We start from the raw sequence: 23,590 nt of genomic DNA, 5'->3' as shown, positions 1-23,590 counted from the left end.
GTTAAATAATAATCGCAACTCATTATACTATAGTCTAATAAAGCTCATTTTTAACCATAATATAAAGCTGAAAAATACCACCTATAGAAGTAAACTATCCTTAAGTCCTAGTTTTAAGCCGAATTTTTACATGAACAATAAACGAAATATCTATAAAGATTTTGAACATCCATTTGCCCAATTTGTTCGAATTGTGGGTAAAGGTAAAAATGGGGCCCGTTCACTGACTTATGATGAAGCCTATCAAGCATTCAGCATGATCTTAAAAGATGAAGTTTTAGACGTACAATTAGGCGCTTTTTTAATGTTATTGCGCGTAAAAGAAGAATCTGTAGATGAATTAACGGGTTTTGTACAAGCAACACGTGATCAACTCAGCTTTAAACCGCTTGATGTCGATTTAGATTGGTCATCCTATGCAGGCAAACGTAAACATTATCCATGGTTTTTATTGGCAGCATTAACACTTGCAAAACATGGTTATAAAATTGTGATGCATGGTGCATCTGGTCACACCATTAACCGCCTTTATACCGAAGAAGTATTAGAGTATTTGGGTTTTCCTATTTGCCAAAATGACCAAGATGTGGAACAACAACTCAAACAACGTAATTTTGCCTATATTCCACTCGAAGTCATCTCCCCAATTTTAAGTGAACTAATTTCTTTAAGGAATGTGATGGGTTTACGCTCACCAATTCATACGCTTGCGCGCTTAATTAATCCCTTTAATGCAAAAGCCACTATGCAAGCAATTTTCCACCCAGCCTACCGCAGCTCACACCAACGCGCAGCATTTCAATTGGGCTATCAAAACAGTGCTGTCATTAAAGGCGAAGGTGGTGAGTTTGAGCGCAATCCAGATGCTAAAACGTTAATCTGCGGTATTAAAGCTGGTCAATTATACGAACACGAATTGCCAAAACTTACGGACAATCGTAGTCCGATTGAGGAAGAGTTAGATCTTGCTGTATTTAAATCAGTTTGGGAAGGTCAGCAAGATCATGCTTATGGTGCAGTAGCTGTCCCTGAAACCATCGGAATTGCCTTATATACGATGGGTGTTTGTGAAAGTTATGACGAAGCAATGTTAAAGGCCAAACAACTTTGGGAAAATCGTAATTCTAAAATCTAATTTGATGATTCCACACATACCCAAAAAAATTAGGATAAAAAAAAGACACATCAGTGTCTTTTTTTCTAAGAATACTTAGACAAAACGAATTGGCTTGAACTCTGGCTCTTCAACATGTGAATCGCAATGTTCATCTTCTTCTTTCGTACCACGGTCAATATAACCGCTACGCTCTTCTTCAGGTAGATGTTTAATTTCCCAAGCATAAACTGCTTGCATGCAAATTTGACGTTGCTCTTTAGTTAAAACAACACCGTTTGGCCATTTACCGATTTCAATTGCTGTTTTAAGACGAGCCACAATTTCAGGATCGAGTACAGTCAGCATTTGTTCAATATTCATATTTAATCCTGCTTTAATAAGTCAAAATCTTGGTTCCATCCCAGTTTAGTCCGACATGCCATATAGAAGTCATAACCAGGTGGATGCAATAAATTCAGCTTAAATGGATGTTTGCGAATATGTAAAGTATCGCCTACACCCATTGAGACACTATGTTGACCGTCTGCACTCACCATTGGCAGTACACGGTTTTCACGAATGACAAGTTTAATTTCACTTTGTCCGCCCACAACAATCGGACGTGATGACAAGGTATGTGGATGCATTGGTACCAGTGCAATAGCATCCATACTTGGATGAACAATCGGTCCACCACCTGAAAGCGCATAAGCCGTAGAACCAGTTGGGGTTGAAACAATCAATCCATCACTGTGCTGGCGATACACATATTGACCATCAATATTCAGTTCAAAATCGATCATGTGCACAGATTTACCTGAGTGCAACACAATATCATTCAATGCAATCGCATTATAAATCGATTCACCTTTGGAGCGAACTTCCATCTCCAATAAAAAGCGTCGATCTAGTTGGAATTCACCTTTTAATACCTGATCTAACTTAAAGATGACTTCTGTCGGCTTGATATCGGTTAAGAAACCTAAACGACCACGGTTTACACCAATCACTGGCGTATTATATTTCACCAATGCACGTGCAGCGTGGAGTAATGAGCCATCACCACCAACCACAATCACTAAATCGACCACTTCACCCAATAATGCGCGGCTGACCGTTTGTGTATTGGCATAAGGAACCAATTGTGCTGTTTGCGTATCAAATACAGGATGTAATCCTAAACTTAAAAGATGATCATGAATCAGACATAAGGTTTCGATTACCGAAGATTTGTCTGGACGACCAATCAACCCAATGTTTCGAAATGATTTATGTGAAATTTGCACCTGCGCCATAGCTCCGCTTCGCCTCAGCCTTATCATATCATTAACACTTATGATTTAAAAAAACTTTAAAGTTCCATTGTTAATGCTTTTCTTCTCATATTTTGCATACATATAACAGTTTAAATATTGCAAAATACTGAAAAGCTTCGCATGATTAGCAAAATTTCTCAGGGTCTTATCAGTATTTATGAAGTCTGAACGTGGCATAGGCTTAATTGCACTTATTTTTTCGCTGCTGGTTATCGGCGGATTTTTAGTGTTCAGCATTTATCTCATTCGTCTTGATAATATCGTACGGGATAAATTTGAAGGACAACGTTGGGACATTCCAGCTAAGGTATTCGCTCGTCCTTTAGAAATTTATACCAATGCCCCTGTGAGCCAAGCTGATTTGAACGAAGAACTCAAACTATTGGGTTATAAATCACAAGACAGCTATGCCAAAACGGGCAATTATGTTACTTCTGGGAATGTGACCTATATTCATACCCGAGGTTTTGACTTTGGTGATAGTGTCGACCCTGAACAAGTTCTTAAAATTACTTTTGGTGCAGACCAAATTACCGAGGTGAGTGCAACTAAACCTTCTAGTAGTGGTATTGCACGTTTAGAACCCATGCTGATTGGCGGTATTTTCCCGCAGCACAACGAAGACCGTGTATTGATTAAATTGGATAAAGTGCCAAAACCTTTAATCCAAGCTCTAATCGCAACGGAAGACCGTAATTTCTATCAGCACCATGGTATTTCATTCCGTGGTACAGCGCGTGCAATTGTAAGTAATGTGACTGGTGGTAAGCGTCAAGGTGGTTCGACACTAACGCAACAGTTGGTGAAAAACTTCTATTTATCTCCTGAAAAGACCATCAAACGTAAAGCCAATGAAGCCTTAATGGCAATGTTAATTGAGCTACATTACGACAAAGATGAAATTTTAGAAGCTTACTTAAATGAAGTGAACTTAGGCCAGAACGGTAACTATTCTATTAATGGGTATGGTCTAGCTTCACAGTTCTATTTTGGTTTACCTCTTCGTGAACTCAATATTGCACAACAAGCTTATTTGGTTGGCTTAGTTCAAGGCCCTACCCTATATAATCCATGGAAAAACCCTGAACTTGCAACCAAACGTCGCAACATCGTATTGAATAATATGGTGGTCATGGGCTACTTAACTCAGGAACAATATGAAACTGAGTCTGCACGTCCTTTAAATGTTATTTCAAAACCAACACTTGGCCCTTCTCGCTTCCCTGACTTTATGGATATTGTACGTCGTCAACTACGTACCGAATATCAAGAAAGTGATTTGACCAATCAAGGTTTGCGTATTTTCACCACTATGGATCCAATTGCACAAACTCATGTACAGGATGCCTTTAAAGCCTCAGTACAACGTTTAAGTAATGCCAATCCTGCACGGTTAAAAGACTTGCAAGGTGCGGTATTGGTGTCACATCCTGAAAATGGTGAATTGGTCGCTGCTGTCGGTTCTACCCAAGATTTTACTGGCTTCAACCGAACGATGGATGCCAAACGCCAAGTGGGCTCACTGCTAAAACCCGTTATCTACTTAAGCGCAATTGAATCAAATCGCTATAACTGGGCAAGTCAAATTGAAGACAGCCCGATTAGCGTACAAAGTGATGGTAAAGCATGGACACCGAAAAACTACAGTGGCGGCGCACATGGTGTCGTGCCAATGGTTGATGCGCTCGCTAATTCTTATAACCTTTCAGCCGTGCGCTTAGGTCAAGAATTTGGGATGTCGACGTTCATCAATCATTTGAAAAAGTTTGGTGTGACTTCGAATATTCCGAATTACCCATCTATTTACTTAGGTGCCATTGATATGTCACCTATGGAAGTCATGAGTATTTATGGCAACTTCGCTACTGGTGGTTTTAAATACCCAACCAAAGCTATTCGCTCGGTTGTGGACTCGAACGGTCGAATGTTAGATCGTTATAGTTTAACGGTTCAACCAACCATTGCTCCTGATTCAGCCTTTATTTTGAACTATGGCTTACAACAAGTAATGAGTGCCGGTACAGGTCGTTCTGCTTATGCCTCACTTCCAACTTCACTTAAACTTGCCGGTAAATCAGGAACAACCAACGACACCCGTGACTCATGGTTTGTAGGCTACTCAGGTAATTACCTCAGTGTGGTTTGGTTAGGCTTAGATAATAACAAAGTAACAGGCTTAACTGGTTCATCAGGCGCTCTGCCAGTATGGACCAATGTTATGAAGCAATTGCGTCAAAAACCAGTTAATTTACGACAACCAGACAGCGTGCAATGGCAGTGGCTAGATCGTTATTCAGGTAATTTATCTGCTCAACATTGTACAGGTGCGATATACATTCCACTATCGCGCAACTCGATACCAAACCAAGCAACTGCATGTGGTTCTACACAATATGAAGTAGAACCTTACACAGTTAACACTGAAGAAACACAGCCTGTAAATGAGCAAGATGATAGTTTAGGCGACTACATTCGTGAAAGTGAATCCGAGTCTAATCAGGGTACAACTGATCAACCTCGTATTATCTCAAGTGGAGAGTATGCAAATTAATTTACGTCATTCAAATGCATTTTTAACCCTGTTGCTCCCTAGCATGCTGGTTATGACACTTGCAGGCTGTCAGACCCTTCCGCAGGCACAATTAGACCCCAAACCGTCAATAAACCAGCCTGAAAAAAAAGTGGATATCCATGAGCCATCAGGCGTTATTATTACACCTTATGACCATCCTGAAATTAAACGCCAACGTATCATTATTCCTGAACAAAAAACTCAAGTTCAAGAATTTGACGATGGTCGTGATTTACCTGCGTTTAAAAAACTAATTCAAAATACCCAAACAGCTTACACCAATGGCAAATGGAATGAAGCTGAAGCAGCGGCAACGCAAGCACAACGCCTTGCCCCCCAATCTGCCGAAACATTTTTATATTTAGGCATGATTGCCAATCACAAAAACCAACCTGCTAATGCTGAAGCATTAGCGCTCCGTGGTTTGAGTTATGCGCAAAGCAATGCTATGAAAAAACAATTATGGAATGTGGTTCTCAAAGCAGGTCAAATACAAAAGAAAACGGCAACCATTAGCAAAGCACAAAACGCGTTAAAAACACTTTAAATAAATCCATAAAAAAGCCTCGTGATCATCGAGGCTTTTTTATTACACTACAAACCCATTTACTTACTTATTAATAGTAACAATCAAAAGCATAGTATGAGATTCGATAGATTTTATTTATGAATACTTCATATTTCGAAACTGAGCATTTAAAACACTATCTATCTCGTTATCTATTTAAAATGGATAGACATTACAAGAAACGAATGCCTGCAATACCATATGCATGGTGTTGCTGAGCAGTCTCGATTACATCCAATGACATGCCGCCTAAGGCAAATACTGGGATATCCAACGATCCTGCAATCTCTGTAAATTTGTCCCAGCCCAACGCTTTCGCATCTGGATGTGTTGCGGTTACAAATACCGGACTGAGTAATACCGCATCACACCCTATTTTTTGGGCATATTGAGCCGACACTACATCATGACAGGCGGCAATATATCGTTTACTTATGATTAAATCCTTCGCCGTCATCTGCATGAGTTGCTGCTGTTTAATATGAATAGTTGAAATCTGAGCCTGAGTTTCGACATTTAACAACTTATATAGTTCAATATTTACAATTAACTGTGCAAGTGACTTAGCTTCAAGTTGATTGAGAAATTCGGCATTCTTTTCAGTTGCTTCGACGCGCCAGTAATATAAATAATCAGGCAACAAAGAAATTGAACTTTCTAAGTGATCAATAATTTTTATTTTTTCTGCCCAAACCAAGCGGTTTATAATTGACTGATTAGCTTTAGGGAAATTTAAATTAAGCAACTGTTGACGCGTATACCAGGCCCAAGGTGGTTGAATTTCATTGAGCAATTCATTAGGCACCACCGCATGAAATAAATGTAATTTCACCACAATATCATCATATTCATGCTGAATATAATCAAAAGCATGCCAGTCTTGAATTCCGACGCCGACCTCTTCAAAGATTTCTCGGCGACAAGCTGCTAAAGGAGTTTCTCCCTGTTCAACTTTCCCTCCAGGGAATTCATGTTTATTGCCCTGATGCTGTTTTGCTTCACGCCAACCGACCAGTACTTTATCTTGATGTAATAAAATTGCGATAGCGACATCTAATTGTGGTTTAGACATGATCCCTGCTCTGTACCATTTGATGCCCAAGTGTAAGCAAATTTAACTTTTTTATAAATTAATAAAAATAACGTTGACAGCTCTATTCGATAATGATTATCATTTAAACCATTCAGAAATACACCACGGAGTCGACGGAATGAACGCACCATTTAGCTTTTTTACACGCACTAACGAAACACACCATTCACTACCAATGCTGCACTCAAATAACCTATTTGCATTGGGTCGTGAAATTCGCATTATGCATGCGGGTGAAGAATATCGCTTACGCTTAACACGTAATAACCGACTTATTCTGACCAAATAATTTTCAGATAAAAATAATAATTATCAGCGCAATAAAAATAATCGTGGAAACAAGCAGCATGTTACGCCATGCTGCTTTTTAATTTTTCAGTGAAAGAAATATCCATTCAATCCATTTGCACATTATCAGTAAAGATCCAATTTAATTTTTCGGCAATCTAATTTGAATCTTTAGCCCCCCAAGTTTTGATACGGCTATGTCCAGTGTCCCTTGATGCAATTGAATAATTTTTTGCGCAATAGAAACACCTAATCCAGAACCTTCGGTTTTATTACCGAGTATTCGATAAAAGCGCTCACCAATACGCTGAATTTCCTGTTCAGTTAAGCCCAGTCCTGTATTTTCAATTTGCCAAATCACGGTTTTTAGCTCATCTATAAAATCAATCTGAACCATGCCCTGCTCGGGTGTATAACGTATCGCGTTATCAATCAAATTACGAATGCAGGTGTAGATCAACTCACTATTCATATTGATATGCAAAGGAAAGGTATTCATTTTCCAATGTGTACCTTTTTCATCGGCAAAGGGTTGTAAAGCTTCAAACGCCTGTAAAGTCACTTGCTGCAAATCTGCCTTTTGCTTTTCCACTTGAGCTGTATCTGTCGGATCTAAACGAGCGAGTATTAATAGATTTTCTAAAACACGTGTTCCGCGAGTCACATCTTTTTGAATGACCTCTAAATCTTGTTGTATGTCTGGATATCTTCTTTTTAATACTTGCAGACGCATCTGTATTGCAGAAAGTGGTGAACGTAACTCATGTGAAGCATCCGCCGTAAATCGCTGCTCCGCTTGTAAGGATAATTCTAGCCGCTGGAGTAAATAATTAAGCTGTGTTTGGATAGGAGCAAGTTCGTCTAAAATAGGATGAGGTAATTTAATAGGTGCTAAGTCATCAGCGCTTTTTTGTGCAATTTTGGCTGAAAAAATATTTAGTACTTTTAGCTGGCGTTTAATATAAATATGTAAAAGTAGCCACTGTATTAACCATACAATCAGTAGAATACCTGCGTATCCCATAACACTTTGTAAGGTTTCCAGCACACGCTTTTCAATCGGCTGAATAATTTGTACCGTTAAACCATCATCCTGCTGTTGATAACTACGCCACAATTGTCCATCAGACCATACAAAATGATGTCCATTTTCGATAGCCATAGCAGTTGTGTTCACTTCTTCATTTTTTTCAGATTGTGTTAAAAGATCTGAACCACGAAAAAGTTGATAATGCATGTCGAACTCTTCACTGAGTTCATCTATTTGCTTACCATTTACTTGTGTTAAATCTGTTGCAATAAGCATATCGGCAACTTCATCCATCAGTTCATCATGGACACTCATTACATGGTATAAGCCAAAACCAACCATCAAAAACAATGAAATCAGTCCTGCCCAAATTGCACTGAGCAGAGAAGTTTTTATCAGTTGCTTTTGTAATGATACGCTTTGCTTTGCAGCCATAATTTAACTAGATTCCGGTAAATTCATGCGATATCCCAAGCCACGTACTGTTTTAATATAGTGGCTGCCAATTTTCTTTCTTAATTGATAAATAAAAACTTCGATGGCATTGCTTTCAATTTCATCGCCCCATGCATAAAGCGATTCTTCTAGCTGCTCACGGGTCATAATATGTTCAGGATGCAGCATCATTTTATGCAGTATTTGATACTCTCTTGAGGTTAAGGCAATTAACTCATTATTTTTATGTAATGTCTTCGCCTGTGTATCTAAGGTTAATTCAGCAAAATTCAGATGATTATCAGCTTGTTGATGTTGTACACGTAACTGCGCCCTCACTCGAGCAGAAAGCTCTTCCAAACTAAAGGGCTTAACTAAATAATCATGTGCTCCTAAATCTAATCCCTCGACCCGATCTGCAATACTGTCACGTGCAGTAATAAAAATAACCGGTGTTAGTGGATACACTTGTCTGAGTCGTCTTAATATTTCTTCACCCGTAGCTTTCGGCAAACCACGATCCAGCAATACACAGTCATAAGCATGTTGTTCAATGGCCAATAAGGCATGGTCGCCACGTTCAACCCAATCAACACTATAACCATCCATTTCTAGCCAGGTTTTAATACTGTCTGCCTGTGAAGCATCATCTTCTGCTAAAAGTATACGCATTCAGCTCCCTCTTTGAGTAGTTGACTTAGTTTGAGTGTAACGAAAAATCGATTTATTAAAAAAGAATTCAATAAAAAAACCACACCGAATGATGTGGTTTTTTCAATATTCAAATAAAGTATTTGAATAGTTTTAGAACTTCACATGATCGACATCAATTTCCACATGTTTTGTAGGTTTATGATCAATGTCTATTTCACCAATTAATGTGACGGGTGTTTTTGCTGAAATAGGCTTGCCTTGCCAAAGCTCATTATCAATTTCGACCGTAACACTGCCGGTTTTATCTTGGAATTGATATTTCTCATCACCCAAAGATTTCACTACATAGCCATGAAGTTGTACTTTTGTGTCATCTTTTTGAGTGAGTGCTTGTTTAACACTGGTTGTTTTCAGCGGTGTCACAGCAGTGTGATTCACAGCCGTATTTGCCATTGCAACTGAAGTTAAAGTTGCCAAACTTAAACCTAATGCTACAGATTTCATCTTATTCATCGTCTTCTCTCTATGACTTGCTCTGTTTCGATATAAGTATTAAAACAAAGCAAGATGAGCCGAATCTTAAGATAAATATATTGAGTATTGATGCTTAAAATTTAGCTCTACGTACTAAACAACGATCATTTAATTTAGAGGGACGACACGCAGGACTTCTTCTAATGTAGTCACACCTGCTAAGACTTTACGTGCACCTGCAATACGCAATGGCTCAATCTGTTCCTTACGCGCTTGCTGGCGCAGTTGATTTAGTGTGGCATTTGCACCAATCAGCTGTTTAGTTTCCAAACTCAGTGGCATAAATTCATAGATTCCGACACGCCCCTTATAACCTGTCTGACGGCATTCATCACAACCTACTGCTTCATAGACAAAATTAGGCATTTCTAAGTTATAGTCAAATGTAAGGTGCTTCCATTCTTGCTCATTAATAAAGGTTTCACGTTTACAGTGCGGACACAACTGACGTACTAAACGCTGTGCTAATACACCTAATATCGTTGCAGCCGTTAAGAAGGGTTGAATGCCTAAATCATGCAAACGCGTCAAACTTGATGGCGCATCATTCGTATGTAGCGTTGAAAGTACTAAATGCCCTGTGAGCGCCGCTTGAATCGCCATATTTGCCGTATCATGGTCACGAATTTCTCCAACCATAATAATATCAGGGTCTTGTCGCATGAGAGCACGAACACCATCTGCAAAACCTAGGTCAATGCCTGTATTAACTTGCATTTGGTTAAAGCTAGGTTCTAACATCTCAATCGGGTCTTCAATGGTACAAACATTGACTTCTTCAGTCGCCAATTGCTTTAACGATGAATATAAGGTGGTGGTCTTACCCGAACCCGTAGGCCCTGTCACTAAAATAATGCCGTGACTATGACTGGTTAATGTATTCCAATCATCTAACAAGCGACCATCGAAGCCAAGTTGTTGAAAGCTTCTAACTAAAACCTCTGGATCAAAAATACGCATGACCAGCTTCTCGCCAAAAGCAGTTGGCAAAGTTGAAAGACGAAGTTCTGTTTCTTGTCCTTTAGGTGTTCGTGTTTTGAGTCGACCATCTTGCGGTTTACGTTTTTCAGCAACGTTCATACGTCCTAAAATTTTGATTCGTGATACCACGGCAGTGAGTGTATTCGCGGGCATGTTATAAATGGTATGCAGCACCCCATCAATACGGAATCGGACTTTACCGGTGTCTTTACGTGGTTCTAAATGTATATCACTTGCACCTTGTTCAAAGGCAAATTGCAGCACCCAATCGACCAGTTTGACAATGTGCTGATCATTGGCATCTGGATTTTGTGTATCACCTAATTGCAGTAGGGCTTCGACCCCTTTATTTTCACGATCATAACTCGATGATTTTTGCGAATTACTCACCGCACGACTGACTTGATAATATTCGACCAAGTAGCGTTGCAATTGATCTGGGCTTAAAAGGACACGTTGAATTTTACGTGGTAGAACACTTCGCTCTAAGTTAGCAACCCATTCACTTTTATAAGGTTGATCTGTAGCAATCAGGACATGTTCATTTTGCAGTTCTACAGCTAAAATTCGGTTGCGTACTGCAAACTCCTGTGACATTACACTGGTCAATGCTGCAACATCGGCTTTTAAAGGATCAATAATATAAAAAGGTAATCCTGCTTTTTCTGCCAACCACTGACACAGTCGGTTCAAGGTTAATGTGGTTTGAGGATGACTTTGATCGACTAAATTAAAATTGGCAATCCATTGTAAAGGATGCCATTTCAACTGTTCACGTTGACGATGTGTGGTTTGCACCAACATGCGCTCACGTTCAGTAATTTTATTTTCTTTTAGAAGTTGTTCTAGACACCATGTTGTGTCTATATCAAAGTCGAATTTCATTATTGTGTCCCCAAAGCTAGAGTTACTATAGCAGAAAACCTAAAAGCTTAAGACTTTTATAATACCCCATTAATTACTTGAAAATTACACAAGTCACTAATCTTTATAAATTTTATTTATAATATTTAAGCTTTTATTAGCACTTATTAATATCAAAACAAACAACCAATAAGAAGATTAACTATGAACATAAAAATACTGGCTTTATGTATAACCACTTCTTTAACTTTAGCTGCTTGTGGTGGTAGCGGTAGTAGTAAGAATGAGAATAGCTCTAGCAATTCATCTGAAAATACAACAGGTCATACACCTGGAAATAATAATGCCAATACACCTGATAACAACTCAGGTAATACAAACCCTCCAACAGGAAATACTGAAAATAGTACAGTTACTACCTATGCTGCCTACTACTACCCTGGCATAGGGACTAATGTCGCTAAAGAAACGATTAAGATCGTTGGCAATACACTCTATTCCGACCGTACTGGAAATGTTGCTCTTATTCCCCAAATCGCAGACCATTATTTAACAAAAGATCATCACTATGATATTCCAAGTGAAAAAACCCAATACGGATATGAAATTGGTACTGTTCAGCGACTTAATAATCAATGGATTCAAACACCATATTCTTCAAAAAACTATAATCAATTAACGATTACTGATACTGTTAAAAATATTCAATTAGATGGAAAGTTATTAGCAGAATATATTAGACTTCTTTCATAAGTCATTTTTTACTCAATTCCATGTTATAGATTCCAGCAATTAAATTGAATCTTAAACCCAGTCTTTTTCCTCGATTACGATATCGCTCGGCAAGTATTTTGAAGGTTTTTAAACTGCCAAATACATGCTCAATCCCAATTCTTCTTTTGTTGATTTCTTGATTATAGATTTTTAGCTCAGGATTCAATTTACAGCGCTTTTTTGCTTTTAATGGTAACAAGCTATTTGGATACACTGCGTAAATCCCTTGATAGCCTTTATCTGCAAGGATAAAGGCACCTGCCGGAATCTGATGCAAGTTTCGTTTGAAGAGCTCGAAATCATGTACTGCACCACGACTCGTGCATAAACTCAGAACTTGCTGAGTTCTATAATGGATAATGGCTTGAACTTTAAAAGTATGTGTCTTCTTCTTTCCACTATAGCTTTTCTTCTGTTTTTTTAGGTCTTTGTATTGGAATTTCTGTGGCATCTACGATCACCACATTCCAGTCAATACCTTCGCCCTCAGGCAAATGCTTCGGTAAATTAAATAGATTAGACTTGATCAGGCAGTCCTCTACATGACGGACAATTCTTGAAGCAGTAGGCTCTGACACACCATAACTTGTTGCAACATGGAATAAGGTTCGGTATTCACGCCAATAACTTAAGCACAGAAGGATTTGATCTTCTATGCTCAATTTAGTTGGTCTACCTTTAGCAGGAACATGCATTTTCAGTTGTTCAACCATTAAATCAAAGGTTGACCATGAGATGCCTGTGTATCGCTTAAACTGTGTTTCAGAAAGCTTCTTTGAATCGATGTATTTCATCCGCAGATTATGCATGAATATTTCAGATTATTTGGTACAGATAATCAGCAAAAGATTGATCGTTTTTTGATTTATGAAAGAGATCTATTGACAACGATTTCTTCCAATATCAGCAAAGCAGTTATATGGCTTTATTTAAAGATGCCAAATTTGGTCGTGGTGCTGAATGCATAAAAATTGAATCATCTACGGCTTCTGAAGAATATGTAACAACCCCATTTTATTACATTAGTAGCTATACTTCAGTTAAAGATTATTACGGAGGAAGACCTACTCAAGAAAAGCTTTTCGCAGGTTTTAAAGTTCATCTAAATGCCGACCCCCTTGTAGATGAAGATCAAGATGCACTTATTGAGTTAGATGGCAAATTTTATGCAGGAGATCTTAATAAAGCAGGGAAAAACTATGAATCTGATCCGAATGTAAACGAATGTAGTCTCTTTAACGAAGAAGCTCAGAAATCAATAGATGCAATTATCGAAAAATATAAACAATAATATTCAAAAGGAGCTTTCGAGCTCCTTTCTCAACTAAATTGAATAATCAAAATATTTATCCCATTCACTTTAAACTTCACATCAAAATCAGCAAACTTCATCCCATAAATACGCTTTTCATCCTCCTGATATGCAGGACGAGGATCTAAAGCTAATACTTGCTCCAACTCCCCTACCAATTGTGGTATAAAACTGCCCAGCTTGATTAATTGCTGTTTTTGTTGTTCGGCTTGTTCTGACCAGATTACTGTTTTTCTCACGGGTTCTTGCTGTGCATAGCTACTGTTCGCGCCTACAATTGCATCTGAGTATTGAATATAAGGCTTAATATCTAAAATTGGTGTACCGTCCAATAAATCACTACCTGTGACATAAAGGTGAACGGCTTTACCCACTTTTTTGACTTCTTTAAATTGCACAACAGACAGCCCCATAGGTGATGGACGATACATACTCCGTGTCGCAAATACCCCGATTTTTTTATTGCCTCCTAAGCGTGGTGGACGAACTTGAGGTCGGAACTTATTTGATTCGACATTCTTATTGTCATGAAATTGCCAGATCAGCCAAAGATGACTGAAATCATCAATTCCCTCGAAAGCCAATAAATCGTTATAAGGTTCCACCATTTCAATATAAGATTCGACTTGAACCAAATTCGGCTGACGTGGAATACCAAATTTTTCTCGGTAGGGAGATTTCATATACCCGATAATTGGCATTTTAAGCTCAGTCATAATCACTTTTTCTGATAAGTTCAATTAAATATATTCAGTTTATCGAGAATGATTTTAGATTAGAATAGTAAGCTGTTCTAATTTGATAATTTTATTGAGACCTTTAATGGCTGCTTTTAACGTCGAAAAGATTACTCACGTCCACCATTGGAATGACACTTTATTCTCTTTTAAAACCACTCGCGATACAGCGTTACGTTTTAAAAACGGTCAATTTGTGATGATCGGCCTAGAAGTAAATGGTAAGCCTTTAATGCGCGCTTATTCTATTGCAAGCGCAAACTATGAAGAAGAATTAGAGTTTTTCTCTATTAAAGTTCCAGATGGTCCTTTAACGTCTATTTTACAAAAGGTAAAAGTTGGCGATGAAATTTTAGTGTCTAAAAAACCTACAGGTACTTTAGTTCTAGATGATTTAAACCCTGGTAAAAACTTATACCTACTTTCTTCAGGCACAGGTCTTGCACCTTTTCTTTCGGTGATTCGTGACCCTGAAACTTACGAACGTTTTGAAAAAATCATCGTTGTACATGGTACACGTTTCATTTCTGAATTGGCTTACCAAGATTTAATTTTGGATGAAATTCCTAACCACGAATTCTTTGGTGAATTAGGCGCGAAAGAAAAGTTAGTTTACTATCCAACAGTTACGCGTGAAGAATTCCATACTCAAGGTCGTGTAACAACTGCAATTGAATCTGGTCAACTTTTCGAAAAAATCGGTCTTCCACGTTTCAACCCTGAAACTGATCGTGCAATGCTTTGCGGTTCACCTGCATTCCTAGACGACGTTGCTGCACTACTTGACCACCACGGTCTGAAAGAATCGCCTAAGATGGGTGTTTTGGGTGACTACGTGATCGAACGTGCATTTGTTGAAAAATAATTAGTTTGAATCAGATAAAACGAGGCTTTTGCCTCGTTTTTTATTACTGCTAATTCATCCCACTTGGTATTTTAAATTTGGCATATAGAATCGCTTTCTAAGGGTTTCTCTTCAGGTTCTTTTTGTATCTGTTCATATATAGATCCAAGTTTTTTATCAGTTCTACGTCCTTTCCAACTACGATTAGGCTCATATACAGTTCGCTGTCTAAAATAACTAAACGGCTCTACATTTGCCACAAACCCATATTTAGAGTCATGTATATAATTTGAATAAAAATCTACAGCTTCTTGAGAGACGTCTTTTTCCCAACTTTCCAATTCCCACTCATCAATATGCACAAGCATTTCATACAGTTTAAAAGCAGGATAAAATATTCTAAAAAGGTGTTTTACACCCGTAATATTTGACTGATTAAATGTAGTATAGTTCTTTGTCCACTTAATACGTTCAACTTCAGTTGCCATATCAGCAGGTCCGGTTGGAAACTCGAAACCACCCTCCTCCCTAGAAATTTGGCTAACTGAACGCGAAGCATTTGCTTGCTCAATATCACCATTAATTAAATGTTTTTGTCTTCTTCGGTGTAACGTTCCATAAGAGCCATAATATAATTTCATGTAATTTTGGATATCATGTTCTGTAACACCAGTAGAAGCACCTACTTCTTTTTTAACTGAATTAAATAATTGTTGTGTTTCTTCATTAATCTTGAATTCTTTTTCAAATAGTTCTTTATGTTCGCTTTCTAATTTTAAATAGTCAAAAATTTTTACATTCGCTGATACTGCAGCTTCCATCATATGTTTTAAAGGTATTCTTGCAAAATTATTATCTACACTTTGTGAATTTGGCTGATAACCGCCTCCAACATCTGAGTGCATACCAGGATAAACTATTTCTTTCCACGTATTTGGATTGGCTAATTTCCCATCTTTACGTATTAAATCAACAGGAAAAGAAAATCTTAATTCATTACCTGCAACCAAATGCAAGCAATTTTTAACCCTAGGATCAACTACCATATCCCGTCCCCTAAAGCTCAACTTATTCGGCATATTCGTAGCTGGTAAACCAAATGAAGCTACAGTATCAAACAATCCAAGAAATTGAATATCCAAAGGTATTTTTTCAGATTGTCCTGCTAGACTGTAGTTTAAACTTAAATCTTTACTTTCGTTATTCCAAATCATTTCATTAGAGAACACTCGTGCCAATGCAGCACCGCGGGAAAAACCAAAAATTGATAGATTGATTTTTTTAATTAATCGATGCTGGTTTAAATTAGCTTCGATTTTTGCTTCAGCTTCAATTTTACGTTCCTCAACTTGTGGCTTAAGAATCGCTTCAGCTTGTTCAATTTTAAGTTTTAAAACGTTGGTTAACGTTTCACTAATCTGGTCTTCACCATATTCTAAGCGCCTAGATCCGCCAACTCCAGTAGCGCCACCAGTAGGAAATGTATCTTGAGAATTTGCTATTTGTTTGTCAATCCAATTATTAATCTCTCCATTAAATGGAGTTCCAACACCTGAAATGTAAATTGGATGACTTAACTGTATAGGTGTTTTTAGAGAACGCATTTCAAAGTTACTATAAGAAATAGCATTACGCCATAGTTTTGCAGGATTAGCTAACTTGGCAATTTTTTCATCATTCTCTAAATTATTTCCAGTTCCATCAAAAAAAACTGAAATATTAACTACATCAGAACAATCCTGTTTAGCATTAGGACTCTGATTAGCAATATCATGATTACTATTCTTTATTTTCTGTAATTCATTAAACATAGTCTTCTCTTATTTTTTTTCTTTTGCATTCAATTCATCAATTATTTTTGCTCTCCACTCTAAACCTTTTTTAGTAGCACGAGGCAATTCATTTGATAAGGTAATCTCTACACTATCATCCGGATATAAATGCACTGCTAAGTATTTTTTACCTTTTATTTCTTCAGAAGTTAATATAGGAACATTGATTGCTGTATGTTTGCGGGAACTATTTGTTTCACCCCATTTAACAAATTGTGACCCAGTTAAAACTGCTGACCTTTTCGTTCCACTACCAAACCCACCTCCTAATTCTTCTTGATTTAATTCAACGATATAGGGGATATAATTGGTATCGTAACCATAAGATGTTGTAGTCAAAACATATGTTTTTGTGGAGCCTGTACTACACCCAACTAGACCCATCATTATAGTAATCGGCAGCATTACAATTTTTTTTAAAACATTCATTAACTTACCCTTAATTTTAAATATACAATTTTTAAATTAGTAATTTATTACTATTCATAGTATTTAAATCACTATAAATGCACTAGCTCAGCTGCATCAAATCTTCAATTTCTTCCATTGCCTGATCCATATTGATGATTTTATTTTTTACTTTTAAAAGAACACTTTGCAAAAACATATCACTTTCAAACTTATCTTTATAAATCAATGTCAAACATATAAAATTTAAAATATCTCTAGTGCCATTTAGCGAACATTCTCTAGCCTTTTTAAGCATTTCAATAACATATAAATACAAGTCCCAATTATTGAATGACTTTATCAAAAACGGATTATTTAATTTTAAATGGCTTTGTTGCATAAACATTCAAAAGCTGAGTTCTCCCCAATCCATTCAAATTTAAGACACAACTTGGGTGCGAGGTCTACCTAATTCCGTAAATCTATTCAGAACTGCCACACGCGCATGAATTTCATTGACCTGACTTTGAAAATGTCTTGCCGTCAGCCTATCACCTAATAATTTGATGCAATGCATCTTGGTTTCCACCAAACTACGACGGTGATAACCCGACCATTTTTTCCATAGGGTTCTGCCTAAATGTTTAACCGTTTGAAGTAACTCATTTCGTTCTATTGAACTTATTTTAGAATCTTTCCAGGGCTTGGCATTCTTTCTGGGTGGAATTACTGCATGTGCTTGACGATCTGAAATCACTTTTCTGCAGCACTTCGTGTCGTACGCGCCATCGGTATAGACAGAATCTATTCGCTCATCTAGTGGAATTTGATCCAGTAAATCACCTAGTACTTGTGAATCACTGACATTATTTGTAGTAAGCTGAACGGCACGTATTTGCAGTGTTTCAGCATCTATACCAATATGCAGTTTACGCCATTGCCGACGGTATTCAGGCTGATGTTTTTTACGCTTCCATTCGCCTTCACCTAAAAACTTTAAACCCGTAGAGTCGACAAGTAGGTGTAACCCATCATGACTTTTCTGATAGCTTATCGCAATATCAATATGCTTTTGTCGTCTACAAAGGGTGGAGTAATCTGGTGCTGTCCAATTCAAGCCACAGAGTTTGATAAGGCTCTGAACAAAACCTGTGACCATACGTAAAGAGAGACGGAATAAAGATTTGATCATTAAGCAGCATTGAATAGCTGTATCAGAATAGGTCTGATTTCGTCCGTATTTACCATGTTGTTGAGCATACCATTGAGCAGAGGAATCAAACCAAATGGAAATATTACCTCGGTTAATTAAGGTTCGATTATAGGATAGCCAATTACTTGTACGATAGATTTTTGGAGCAGGCTTATTCATTTTGAAATGATATTACGGAATAAGCGCCCAAGGCTAGTTTTGTGCAACAAAGCCATATAAAACTAAAGATAATCTATTTCACTCTCAATCCAATCTGAAATTAATAATTTATCATTACTGTTAATTTTATCAATATATGCATTAATAATATCAACATCAATTTTTCCCATTGAATATTTATTTCTTATCTTACTTATAACTAGACTAAGTTCCTTATAACTTGGATTACCAAACTCCTCAGCATAAAATTTATTTTTTTCATCAAAATAAGCAACTAATGCTTTAGCTTTAACAATATCATTATGATCAAGTGTACTATTAAGTAAAAGATTAGCAAAAATCAAAAATACATCTAAGTCAGCAACATCCCCCAAATAGCTAGATGTATTCAGAAAAACATGCTCTACAACTAAACTTGAAAACTTAAAATCATCAATTTCATTATTAATAGAATTTTTCTTTACGACATTATTATCCATCAAATATTCAGAATAATAATAATATGCTGCATTTATATTATGCCCTATTGCCATTTTAATAAAATTATTAAGCCTAAAATTCAACTGATTACTTGATAAGTTTATAATTTTCTTTACAGCATTAAAATTATTTAGATCTGATTTTGCATATTTATAAAATTCTAATGCTGCATATGGATGACCAACTTCAGCTAAGCGATAAAAAACTTTTATTGCTTCATCCTTTTTTTTATCATCTCCATCATAAAAACTTATTAGTGCTAAAATATATTGTGCATTTATTTCATTAGATTGTTTACTTTTATTTTCAAGCATTAACAAATTTTGTTTAATTTCATCAGTTAAATCTGCACCCAAAAAACCTATAGAAAGCTTCTTAGCATCAAGGTACGAAAGTCTATTTTCAGCATTTAACATATGATTAGAACTCTTTTTTTCATCATTAACATCATTTGTGAAATCAGAACCTGACACATCACATGCAGTTAATAGTATTATTAAAATACCTAAAGTTATTTTTCTTAAAACCATAAAACCAACCTGATAAAAAATCAATTTTCACAAACTTAAAGTATTTTAAGTTTGTGACTAGCTCGAATTTCATTTACATCCCTAATACCATTTAAACCACATTTACTATTCGCACTATTTCCATACTTTCTGGAATAAATAGATAAGATTCGTCCAGGTCGTACAGTAATACTCCTCTAACTTGGGGTAATTACCCAGTTCCACCATTACCACTTCCTGAAGTTGGTTCAATTCTTGCTGAATTAAATATTCTCATATGTCCTCCTATCATAGGTGCAGGTTTTTTATCTGTATGGGTCTTTAAATACCTACCATAAACACGAACATCAGGTAATCCCGAATAGTACCACCCTAAAGATGTTGGAGCATATACAGTTCCCATACCAGGTTGCTGAGAAATCAATTCTGCAATTGGATTTGTACCATTACCTGTATTACAAGATACAAGAACTAAAGTTTGACCATTTTTATATCCAGCTGCCTTTAGCCTATTTATGAAGATTTTTAAACTTTTTGGATCTCTTTTAGATACTATTGCAGTTCCATTAGTCCCAGTCATTAAAGATGGATTACCATGTGTAAATACATAGAAATATTGTGTAGGTAAATACTTTCCATTAATCATTTTTTCAATTGTAGTATGGAAACTTGTCTCTGTTGCACCAAATAGGTCTAGATATTTGTATGTTCCATTTCCTGTATTAGGAGCCATCACAAGAAGCTTTTTACTATCAATAATTCTAGAACCAGCTGGAATTACAGGAAGAGAATCAACCTTATATCCATTATTTTTCATAGCTTCCACTTCAGCTTTTAAAGTAGGGTTATTCGCATACAGTGCATTTAATGCATTAGCTTCTGTATCTAAATTATTCGCTATTACTGCTTTGCCTTTATCCGCAGCTTGAGGCCTATCAATAATAACTGGCAATTTCCCCTTTAAACTTGAATCATATTTACGATTATCAATTGGTAAAACTTCTAGCACCATTTGATTATTAGGAATATCAACTTCTCCCGATGAATTAGAAATACCTTCTATTTCTATGCCTTTTTCAGAATCTATTAATCTATATTTTCTATCTGCTAAAATACGATCAGTCAAATTATCAACCAGTAAGTATTTTATTGGTTCTGGCTCAACTTTGTAACTCAATGGTAGATTTGGTAATTTCAAACTCACTATATTAGGACCCACAAACTTATGCTGCCCCGCTTTCACTTCAAACTTTGCCGCAGTTGCTGGAAATATTCCTGCACTGGTAATTTTAAGTTGAGAGCCCCCCGCAGTAAGGATAATTTCCTTAGGACTTTTTATATCAATATTTTCTTCCGTAGAAATAATTTGAATACCTTTTCGTGCAATCAAGTCTGCCCCATCACCTTGAGCTTGGATTTCAACTTTGCCTTTGCCTGCGTACGCACGTAATCCTTCTTGTGCCGCAAATAGACTGATCTTGCTTTGTGCATGGGCAATTAATGATTTTTGACTGCTGAGGTTGATGCTCTCGCCTGCACTTTGGCTGATCTGCCCATCCGCTGAAAGATGAATATCTTCCTGACTACTCACAGCAATTGAGTTCGGTGCAGATAAAATCATTAAGGCTTGTTTAAAGGCATCAGCTTTTTCTTTACTGCCTTTTTCGATTTGTCCAAGGAAGTTTTTCAGATTATCCAAGACTTCAAGTGGGTCAGTTTGTTGATTTTTCGCCACTTCACTTAAGGCTTTGCTGCTGTTTAAGTTGGCTTCGATTTGTTCTTTTGCCGCTTGTGCATCAAGCTGCATTGCCGCTGCTTGTTGTTGTGGGTGTGTACTGACAAGTAGCCCTTGTCCTGCACGCACTGCGCCCCATTGATCCGTTCTTAGTTCAAAGCCTTCGCCTCGTCCTTCACTTTCTGCAGTTTCTTTCGGATGACTGAGGTTACCGAGGTTGAGCTGAGTTGCACCATGGGTGCTTTGTAATTGTGTCGAGATTTGTCCAGTCGTGTCATCAAAGCGTAGTTGTCCATAGCCTTCACCTTGGACTTCCTTACTTTTTATTCCAGCCAGTTTTTTGGTGTCTGGCAGTTTACCTTTACTATCAAATTGCGTCGGACTGCGCTGTGCTTCATGTATCCGTCCCACCACAAATGGTCGGTCGATATTACCGTCAAAGAAATCTATCACCACGATTTCATTAATACGCGGTAAGAAGCGTGCGCCATAGCCTTCACCTGCCCATGGAGTCAGTACATCTACCCATGCAGAATCCGTATCATTGTCATTGCTGCCTGCACCGCCATCATGGCTGTGGTCATCACCACGGGTAAATAAGAAGCGAACTTTAATTCGTCCCCATTCATCGACATGGATTTCTTCACCACTTGGCCCAACCACTTTGGCGCGTTGCGGATGGGTACTTGGACGGTGTTCGAGTGGGTTATATGCAGGAACCGTAGGAATATTACGTCGTTGCAGAATTAAGTTATTGGCTTGCCGTTCTGCCTGTTCATGGATCGGTTTAATTTTCCACTGACTTTGTTCAATCAGTTGATTGACTTGTTCAGCGAGGTCTTTGGGTAAGTTATTTTGGTTATAGAATTTCTTTTCGGTAATTAGAAACTCTTTATCTGCGCCAGTGTGTTGATCAATTTCTGTGTGTTCATTCAGTTCAAACCAATAGCCAACTTGAACATCACGCACGGTCGATTGTGCAGCGAATTGCTTGGACTGTAATTCGTTATAGCGTGTTAAGTTCTGATTCAGTTTTTCAATTTGGCTGTTGGATGCTTTAGTCGCTTGATCCTCACCTTTTAAGTCTTGCATCCATGCTGGGCTGACATGCCATGCTTGTTCAAGACTTAAACTGGCATTGTCATGGCTTTGACTATGCTGATGTTTGCTTTGGACTGAACCAGCACCTTCTTCTTGACTAAGCCCATCAGCTTGCCAGCGTTGCACATGCACCGCAGTCGGTTGAATACTCCGTTCACTGATCAAGCTGGTAATGCTGTCTTGTTTTTCTGTGGCACTAGAGCGATGAAAGCGGATACTACGACGGCTGAGTGCTTGATATTGGCTATTGTCATCGATCAGGCGAAGTTTTTGTTTTTCAATTGGGGCTGAGGAATGTGGCACTTTCAGCTGCGCTTCATCAATTAACCAGTTGATACCTTCACTGCGCCATAGCCGCGTTAAAAAATCATAGTCTGTTTCATTCGACTGCATAATGAATGGTCGAACATCATAGTTCTCACTTAAACCGCTTAGATCAAGCGTTAGACTTGCTGCAAAAAGCGGGCTTTTGCTTTGCCATTCTTTAAACAGAGTCTCACTGACATCACGCACCGATTTGTTCATAAACACACGGCTGTTGCGGCGTTTATGCCATAGCGACGTTGCATCTTCTAAAGTAAGTTTATATAGCGTGAGTGAACCGTCACTCTGCCCTTGGGTGGCTTCAGTAATAATACCCGTGGTACGAAAGAGTTCGCCTTGATCGGTCACTTGATCAACTGCGACTTGTGCGCCAATAAATTGTTTTAATGGAATAAGGGCATTGGTGGATAGGCAAATCAAAGTCGCTTGCACGCCTTGATTCAATACATGCTCCCCATCAATACGTTGAATAAAAATCTCTGCGTCCAAAGCAGGATTGGAAAATTGAACATGAATAGCGCGTTTTTGGGCAGATAGGCCAAATTGTTCTAATACAGCAAGTATATTGCTTAACATAATTAAAATTCTAAATTGTAATAATACGAAATAATTAGATCATTATTTGGTGGTGTTTTAAAAAGTATGCTGACATTAAATGAAGCCATTATTGATGTAAAAGAAGGTTAAGTCGAAGGCTTTAAAATGGTTTTCAAGCTTTTTGGAGAAATTACAACTTCTTCTAAAACCAC

The 23,590-nt window shown here is 37.5% G+C and carries 23 protein-coding genes and 1 pseudogene; 7 read left to right on the top strand and 17 right to left on the bottom strand.

The window, feature by feature from the left end; genetic code table 11:
• Positions 1-130 precede the first annotated feature (130 nt).
• Positions 131-1,135 carry a glycosyl transferase family protein gene (locus FTT84_RS08800; RefSeq protein ID WP_180057397.1) on the top strand — a complete coding sequence of 335 codons (1,005 nt, stop codon included), beginning with the start codon at positions 131-133 and terminating at the stop codon, positions 1,133-1,135.
• Between the two features lie 75 nt (positions 1,136-1,210).
• Here the strand turns inward: FTT84_RS08800 and FTT84_RS08795 are convergent, their stop codons facing one another.
• The gene (locus FTT84_RS08795; RefSeq protein WP_067762652.1) at positions 1,211-1,477 is read right to left on the bottom strand and encodes a YeaC family protein; all 267 of its coding nucleotides are present in this window, start codon (positions 1,475-1,477) and stop codon (positions 1,211-1,213) included.
• 2 nt (positions 1,478-1,479) lie between these two features.
• Positions 1,480-2,418 (bottom strand): NAD(+) kinase, encoded by a 939-nt coding sequence (locus FTT84_RS08790; RefSeq protein WP_067762653.1) that lies wholly within the window; start codon positions 2,416-2,418, stop codon positions 1,480-1,482.
• 151 nt (positions 2,419-2,569) lie between these two features.
• On the opposite strand from FTT84_RS08790, the gene mrcB reads away from it, so the two are divergent.
• Entirely contained in the window at positions 2,570-4,963 is a 2,394-nt protein-coding gene (gene mrcB / locus FTT84_RS08785; protein ID WP_180057391.1) for a penicillin-binding protein 1B, read from the top strand.
• On the top strand, positions 4,953-5,531 hold the full coding sequence (locus FTT84_RS08780) for a tetratricopeptide repeat protein (RefSeq protein WP_257222840.1): 579 nt from the start codon (positions 4,953-4,955) through the stop codon (positions 5,529-5,531). Before mrcB ends, FTT84_RS08780 begins: the two co-directional genes overlap by 11 nt.
• 193 nt (positions 5,532-5,724) lie before the next feature.
• Here FTT84_RS08780 and FTT84_RS08775 read toward each other — a convergent pair whose 3' ends face one another.
• Positions 5,725-6,624, bottom strand: coding sequence for a thiamine phosphate synthase (locus FTT84_RS08775; protein WP_180057388.1), 900 nt, complete (start codon positions 6,622-6,624; stop codon positions 5,725-5,727).
• Between the two features lie 139 nt (positions 6,625-6,763).
• Between FTT84_RS08775 and hemP the strand changes: the two genes are divergently transcribed.
• Positions 6,764-6,934 carry a hemin uptake protein HemP gene (gene hemP, locus FTT84_RS08770; protein WP_067762657.1) on the top strand — a complete coding sequence of 57 codons (171 nt, stop codon included), beginning with the start codon at positions 6,764-6,766 and terminating at the stop codon, positions 6,932-6,934.
• 141 nt (positions 6,935-7,075) lie between these two features.
• Here hemP and FTT84_RS08765 read toward each other — a convergent pair whose 3' ends face one another.
• The 4 genes from FTT84_RS08765 to FTT84_RS08750 form a co-directional block, all read right to left on the bottom strand.
• Complete coding sequence (locus FTT84_RS08765) at positions 7,076-8,398, bottom strand: sensor histidine kinase KdpD (protein ID WP_180057385.1); 1,323 nt, start codon at positions 8,396-8,398, stop codon at positions 7,076-7,078.
• A gap of 3 nt (positions 8,399-8,401) precedes the next feature.
• A complete protein-coding gene (locus FTT84_RS08760; protein WP_180081024.1) occupies positions 8,402-9,070 on the bottom strand; it encodes a response regulator transcription factor in 669 nt (222 codons plus the stop codon).
• Positions 9,071-9,202: 132 nt separating this feature from the next.
• Complete coding sequence (locus tag FTT84_RS08755; RefSeq protein WP_067762660.1) at positions 9,203-9,565, bottom strand: NirD/YgiW/YdeI family stress tolerance protein; 363 nt, start codon at positions 9,563-9,565, stop codon at positions 9,203-9,205.
• Between the two features lie 129 nt (positions 9,566-9,694).
• Positions 9,695-11,452, bottom strand: a complete 1,758-nt coding sequence (locus FTT84_RS08750) for a GspE/PulE family protein (protein WP_180081022.1) — start codon at positions 11,450-11,452, stop codon at positions 9,695-9,697.
• Positions 11,453-11,635: 183 nt separating this feature from the next.
• Here FTT84_RS08750 and FTT84_RS08745 point away from each other — a divergent pair, with 183 nt between their 5' ends.
• Positions 11,636-12,184: a hypothetical protein gene (locus FTT84_RS08745; protein WP_180081020.1), complete on the top strand. Its 549-nt coding sequence runs from the start codon at positions 11,636-11,638 to the stop codon at positions 12,182-12,184.
• A gap of 1 nt (position 12,185) precedes the next feature.
• Here FTT84_RS08745 and FTT84_RS08740 read toward each other — a convergent pair whose 3' ends face one another.
• Positions 12,186-12,656 carry a transposase family protein gene (locus FTT84_RS08740; RefSeq protein WP_180081018.1) on the bottom strand — a complete coding sequence of 157 codons (471 nt, stop codon included), beginning with the start codon at positions 12,654-12,656 and terminating at the stop codon, positions 12,186-12,188.
• On the bottom strand, positions 12,604-12,999 hold the full coding sequence (locus FTT84_RS08735) for a transposase family protein (RefSeq protein ID WP_067764127.1): 396 nt from the start codon (positions 12,997-12,999) through the stop codon (positions 12,604-12,606). The genes FTT84_RS08740 and FTT84_RS08735 overlap by 53 nt, the downstream gene beginning before the upstream one ends.
• Positions 13,000-13,124: 125 nt before the next feature.
• On the opposite strand from FTT84_RS08735, the gene FTT84_RS08730 reads away from it, so the two are divergent.
• On the top strand, positions 13,125-13,496 hold the full coding sequence (locus FTT84_RS08730; protein ID WP_180081016.1) for a hypothetical protein: 372 nt from the start codon (positions 13,125-13,127) through the stop codon (positions 13,494-13,496).
• A 29-nt stretch (positions 13,497-13,525) separates the two neighbouring features.
• On the opposite strand, the gene tsaA is transcribed toward FTT84_RS08730, so the two are convergent.
• The gene (gene tsaA, locus FTT84_RS08725) at positions 13,526-14,233 is read right to left on the bottom strand and encodes a tRNA (N6-threonylcarbamoyladenosine(37)-N6)-methyltransferase TrmO (protein ID WP_180081014.1); all 708 of its coding nucleotides are present in this window, start codon (positions 14,231-14,233) and stop codon (positions 13,526-13,528) included.
• 106 nt (positions 14,234-14,339) lie between these two features.
• Between tsaA and FTT84_RS08720 the strand changes: the two genes are divergently transcribed.
• A complete protein-coding gene (locus FTT84_RS08720) occupies positions 14,340-15,119 on the top strand; it encodes a ferredoxin--NADP reductase (protein ID WP_067762664.1) in 780 nt (259 codons plus the stop codon).
• 71 nt (positions 15,120-15,190) lie between these two features.
• Here FTT84_RS08720 and FTT84_RS08715 read toward each other — a convergent pair whose 3' ends face one another.
• The 7 genes and pseudogenes from FTT84_RS08715 to FTT84_RS08685 all read right to left on the bottom strand — a co-directional run.
• Positions 15,191-16,909, bottom strand: a complete 1,719-nt coding sequence (locus FTT84_RS08715) for a DUF2235 domain-containing protein (protein ID WP_067762665.1) — start codon at positions 16,907-16,909, stop codon at positions 15,191-15,193.
• A gap of 9 nt (positions 16,910-16,918) precedes the next feature.
• Positions 16,919-17,359: a hypothetical protein gene (locus FTT84_RS08710; RefSeq protein ID WP_180058871.1), complete on the bottom strand. Its 441-nt coding sequence runs from the start codon at positions 17,357-17,359 to the stop codon at positions 16,919-16,921.
• A gap of 82 nt (positions 17,360-17,441) precedes the next feature.
• Positions 17,442-17,726 (bottom strand): hypothetical protein, encoded by a 285-nt coding sequence (locus FTT84_RS08705; protein ID WP_180081012.1) that lies wholly within the window; start codon positions 17,724-17,726, stop codon positions 17,442-17,444.
• A 33-nt stretch (positions 17,727-17,759) separates the two neighbouring features.
• Complete coding sequence (locus FTT84_RS08700) at positions 17,760-18,692, bottom strand: IS5 family transposase (RefSeq protein ID WP_180081010.1); 933 nt, start codon at positions 18,690-18,692, stop codon at positions 17,760-17,762.
• Between the two features lie 62 nt (positions 18,693-18,754).
• Positions 18,755-19,702: a hypothetical protein gene (locus FTT84_RS08695; protein ID WP_180081008.1), complete on the bottom strand. Its 948-nt coding sequence runs from the start codon at positions 19,700-19,702 to the stop codon at positions 18,755-18,757.
• Positions 19,703-19,892: 190 nt separating this feature from the next.
• Positions 19,893-23,417, bottom strand: coding sequence for a type VI secretion system Vgr family protein (locus tag FTT84_RS08690; protein WP_180081006.1), 3,525 nt, complete (start codon positions 23,415-23,417; stop codon positions 19,893-19,895).
• Positions 23,418-23,492: 75 nt separating this feature from the next.
• Positions 23,493-23,590 (bottom strand): annotated as a pseudogene (locus FTT84_RS08685) (IS1 family transposase); the annotation flags it as partial.

The organism is Acinetobacter sp. YH01019, from assembly GCF_013420285.1.
GTDB classification, from domain to species: Bacteria; Pseudomonadota; Gammaproteobacteria; order Pseudomonadales; family Moraxellaceae; genus Acinetobacter; species Acinetobacter gandensis.
The sequence above is the reverse complement of the archived record's forward strand: the minus strand, read 5'-3'. Positions and strand labels throughout refer to the sequence as shown.

Excerpts from the sequence above, each read along its gene's own strand:
- FTT84_RS08760 (WP_180081024.1), bottom strand. The coding sequence starts at position 9,070 with ATGCGTATACTTTTAGCAGAAGATGATGCTTCACAGGCAGACAGTATT.
- FTT84_RS08750 (WP_180081022.1), bottom strand. The coding sequence starts at position 11,452 with ATGAAATTCGACTTTGATATAGACACAACATGGTGTCTAGAACAACTT.
- FTT84_RS08730 (WP_180081016.1), top strand. The coding sequence starts at position 13,125 with ATGGCTTTATTTAAAGATGCCAAATTTGGTCGTGGTGCTGAATGCATA.
- FTT84_RS08800 (WP_180057397.1), top strand. The coding sequence starts at position 131 with ATGAACAATAAACGAAATATCTATAAAGATTTTGAACATCCATTTGCC.
- FTT84_RS08710 (WP_180058871.1), bottom strand. The coding sequence starts at position 17,359 with ATGAATGTTTTAAAAAAAATTGTAATGCTGCCGATTACTATAATGATG.
- FTT84_RS08775 (WP_180057388.1), bottom strand. The coding sequence starts at position 6,624 with ATGTCTAAACCACAATTAGATGTCGCTATCGCAATTTTATTACATCAA.
- FTT84_RS08735 (WP_067764127.1), bottom strand. The coding sequence starts at position 12,999 with ATGAAATACATCGATTCAAAGAAGCTTTCTGAAACACAGTTTAAGCGA.
- FTT84_RS08755 (WP_067762660.1), bottom strand. The coding sequence starts at position 9,565 with ATGAATAAGATGAAATCTGTAGCATTAGGTTTAAGTTTGGCAACTTTA.
- FTT84_RS08780 (WP_257222840.1), top strand. The coding sequence starts at position 4,953 with ATGCAAATTAATTTACGTCATTCAAATGCATTTTTAACCCTGTTGCTC.
- hemP (WP_067762657.1), top strand. The coding sequence starts at position 6,764 with ATGAACGCACCATTTAGCTTTTTTACACGCACTAACGAAACACACCAT.
- tsaA (WP_180081014.1), bottom strand. The coding sequence starts at position 14,233 with ATGACTGAGCTTAAAATGCCAATTATCGGGTATATGAAATCTCCCTAC.
- FTT84_RS08715 (WP_067762665.1), bottom strand. The coding sequence starts at position 16,909 with ATGTTTAATGAATTACAGAAAATAAAGAATAGTAATCATGATATTGCT.
- FTT84_RS08795 (WP_067762652.1), bottom strand. The coding sequence starts at position 1,477 with ATGAATATTGAACAAATGCTGACTGTACTCGATCCTGAAATTGTGGCT.
- mrcB (WP_180057391.1), top strand. The coding sequence starts at position 2,570 with ATGAAGTCTGAACGTGGCATAGGCTTAATTGCACTTATTTTTTCGCTG.
- FTT84_RS08745 (WP_180081020.1), top strand. The coding sequence starts at position 11,636 with ATGAACATAAAAATACTGGCTTTATGTATAACCACTTCTTTAACTTTA.
- FTT84_RS08765 (WP_180057385.1), bottom strand. The coding sequence starts at position 8,398 with ATGGCTGCAAAGCAAAGCGTATCATTACAAAAGCAACTGATAAAAACT.
- FTT84_RS08720 (WP_067762664.1), top strand. The coding sequence starts at position 14,340 with ATGGCTGCTTTTAACGTCGAAAAGATTACTCACGTCCACCATTGGAAT.
- FTT84_RS08705 (WP_180081012.1), bottom strand. The coding sequence starts at position 17,726 with ATGTTTATGCAACAAAGCCATTTAAAATTAAATAATCCGTTTTTGATA.
- FTT84_RS08695 (WP_180081008.1), bottom strand. The coding sequence starts at position 19,702 with ATGGTTTTAAGAAAAATAACTTTAGGTATTTTAATAATACTATTAACT.
- FTT84_RS08740 (WP_180081018.1), bottom strand. The coding sequence starts at position 12,656 with ATGCCACAGAAATTCCAATACAAAGACCTAAAAAAACAGAAGAAAAGC.
- FTT84_RS08690 (WP_180081006.1), bottom strand. The coding sequence starts at position 23,417 with ATGTTAAGCAATATACTTGCTGTATTAGAACAATTTGGCCTATCTGCC.
- FTT84_RS08700 (WP_180081010.1), bottom strand. The coding sequence starts at position 18,692 with ATGAATAAGCCTGCTCCAAAAATCTATCGTACAAGTAATTGGCTATCC.
- FTT84_RS08790 (WP_067762653.1), bottom strand. The coding sequence starts at position 2,418 with ATGATAAGGCTGAGGCGAAGCGGAGCTATGGCGCAGGTGCAAATTTCA.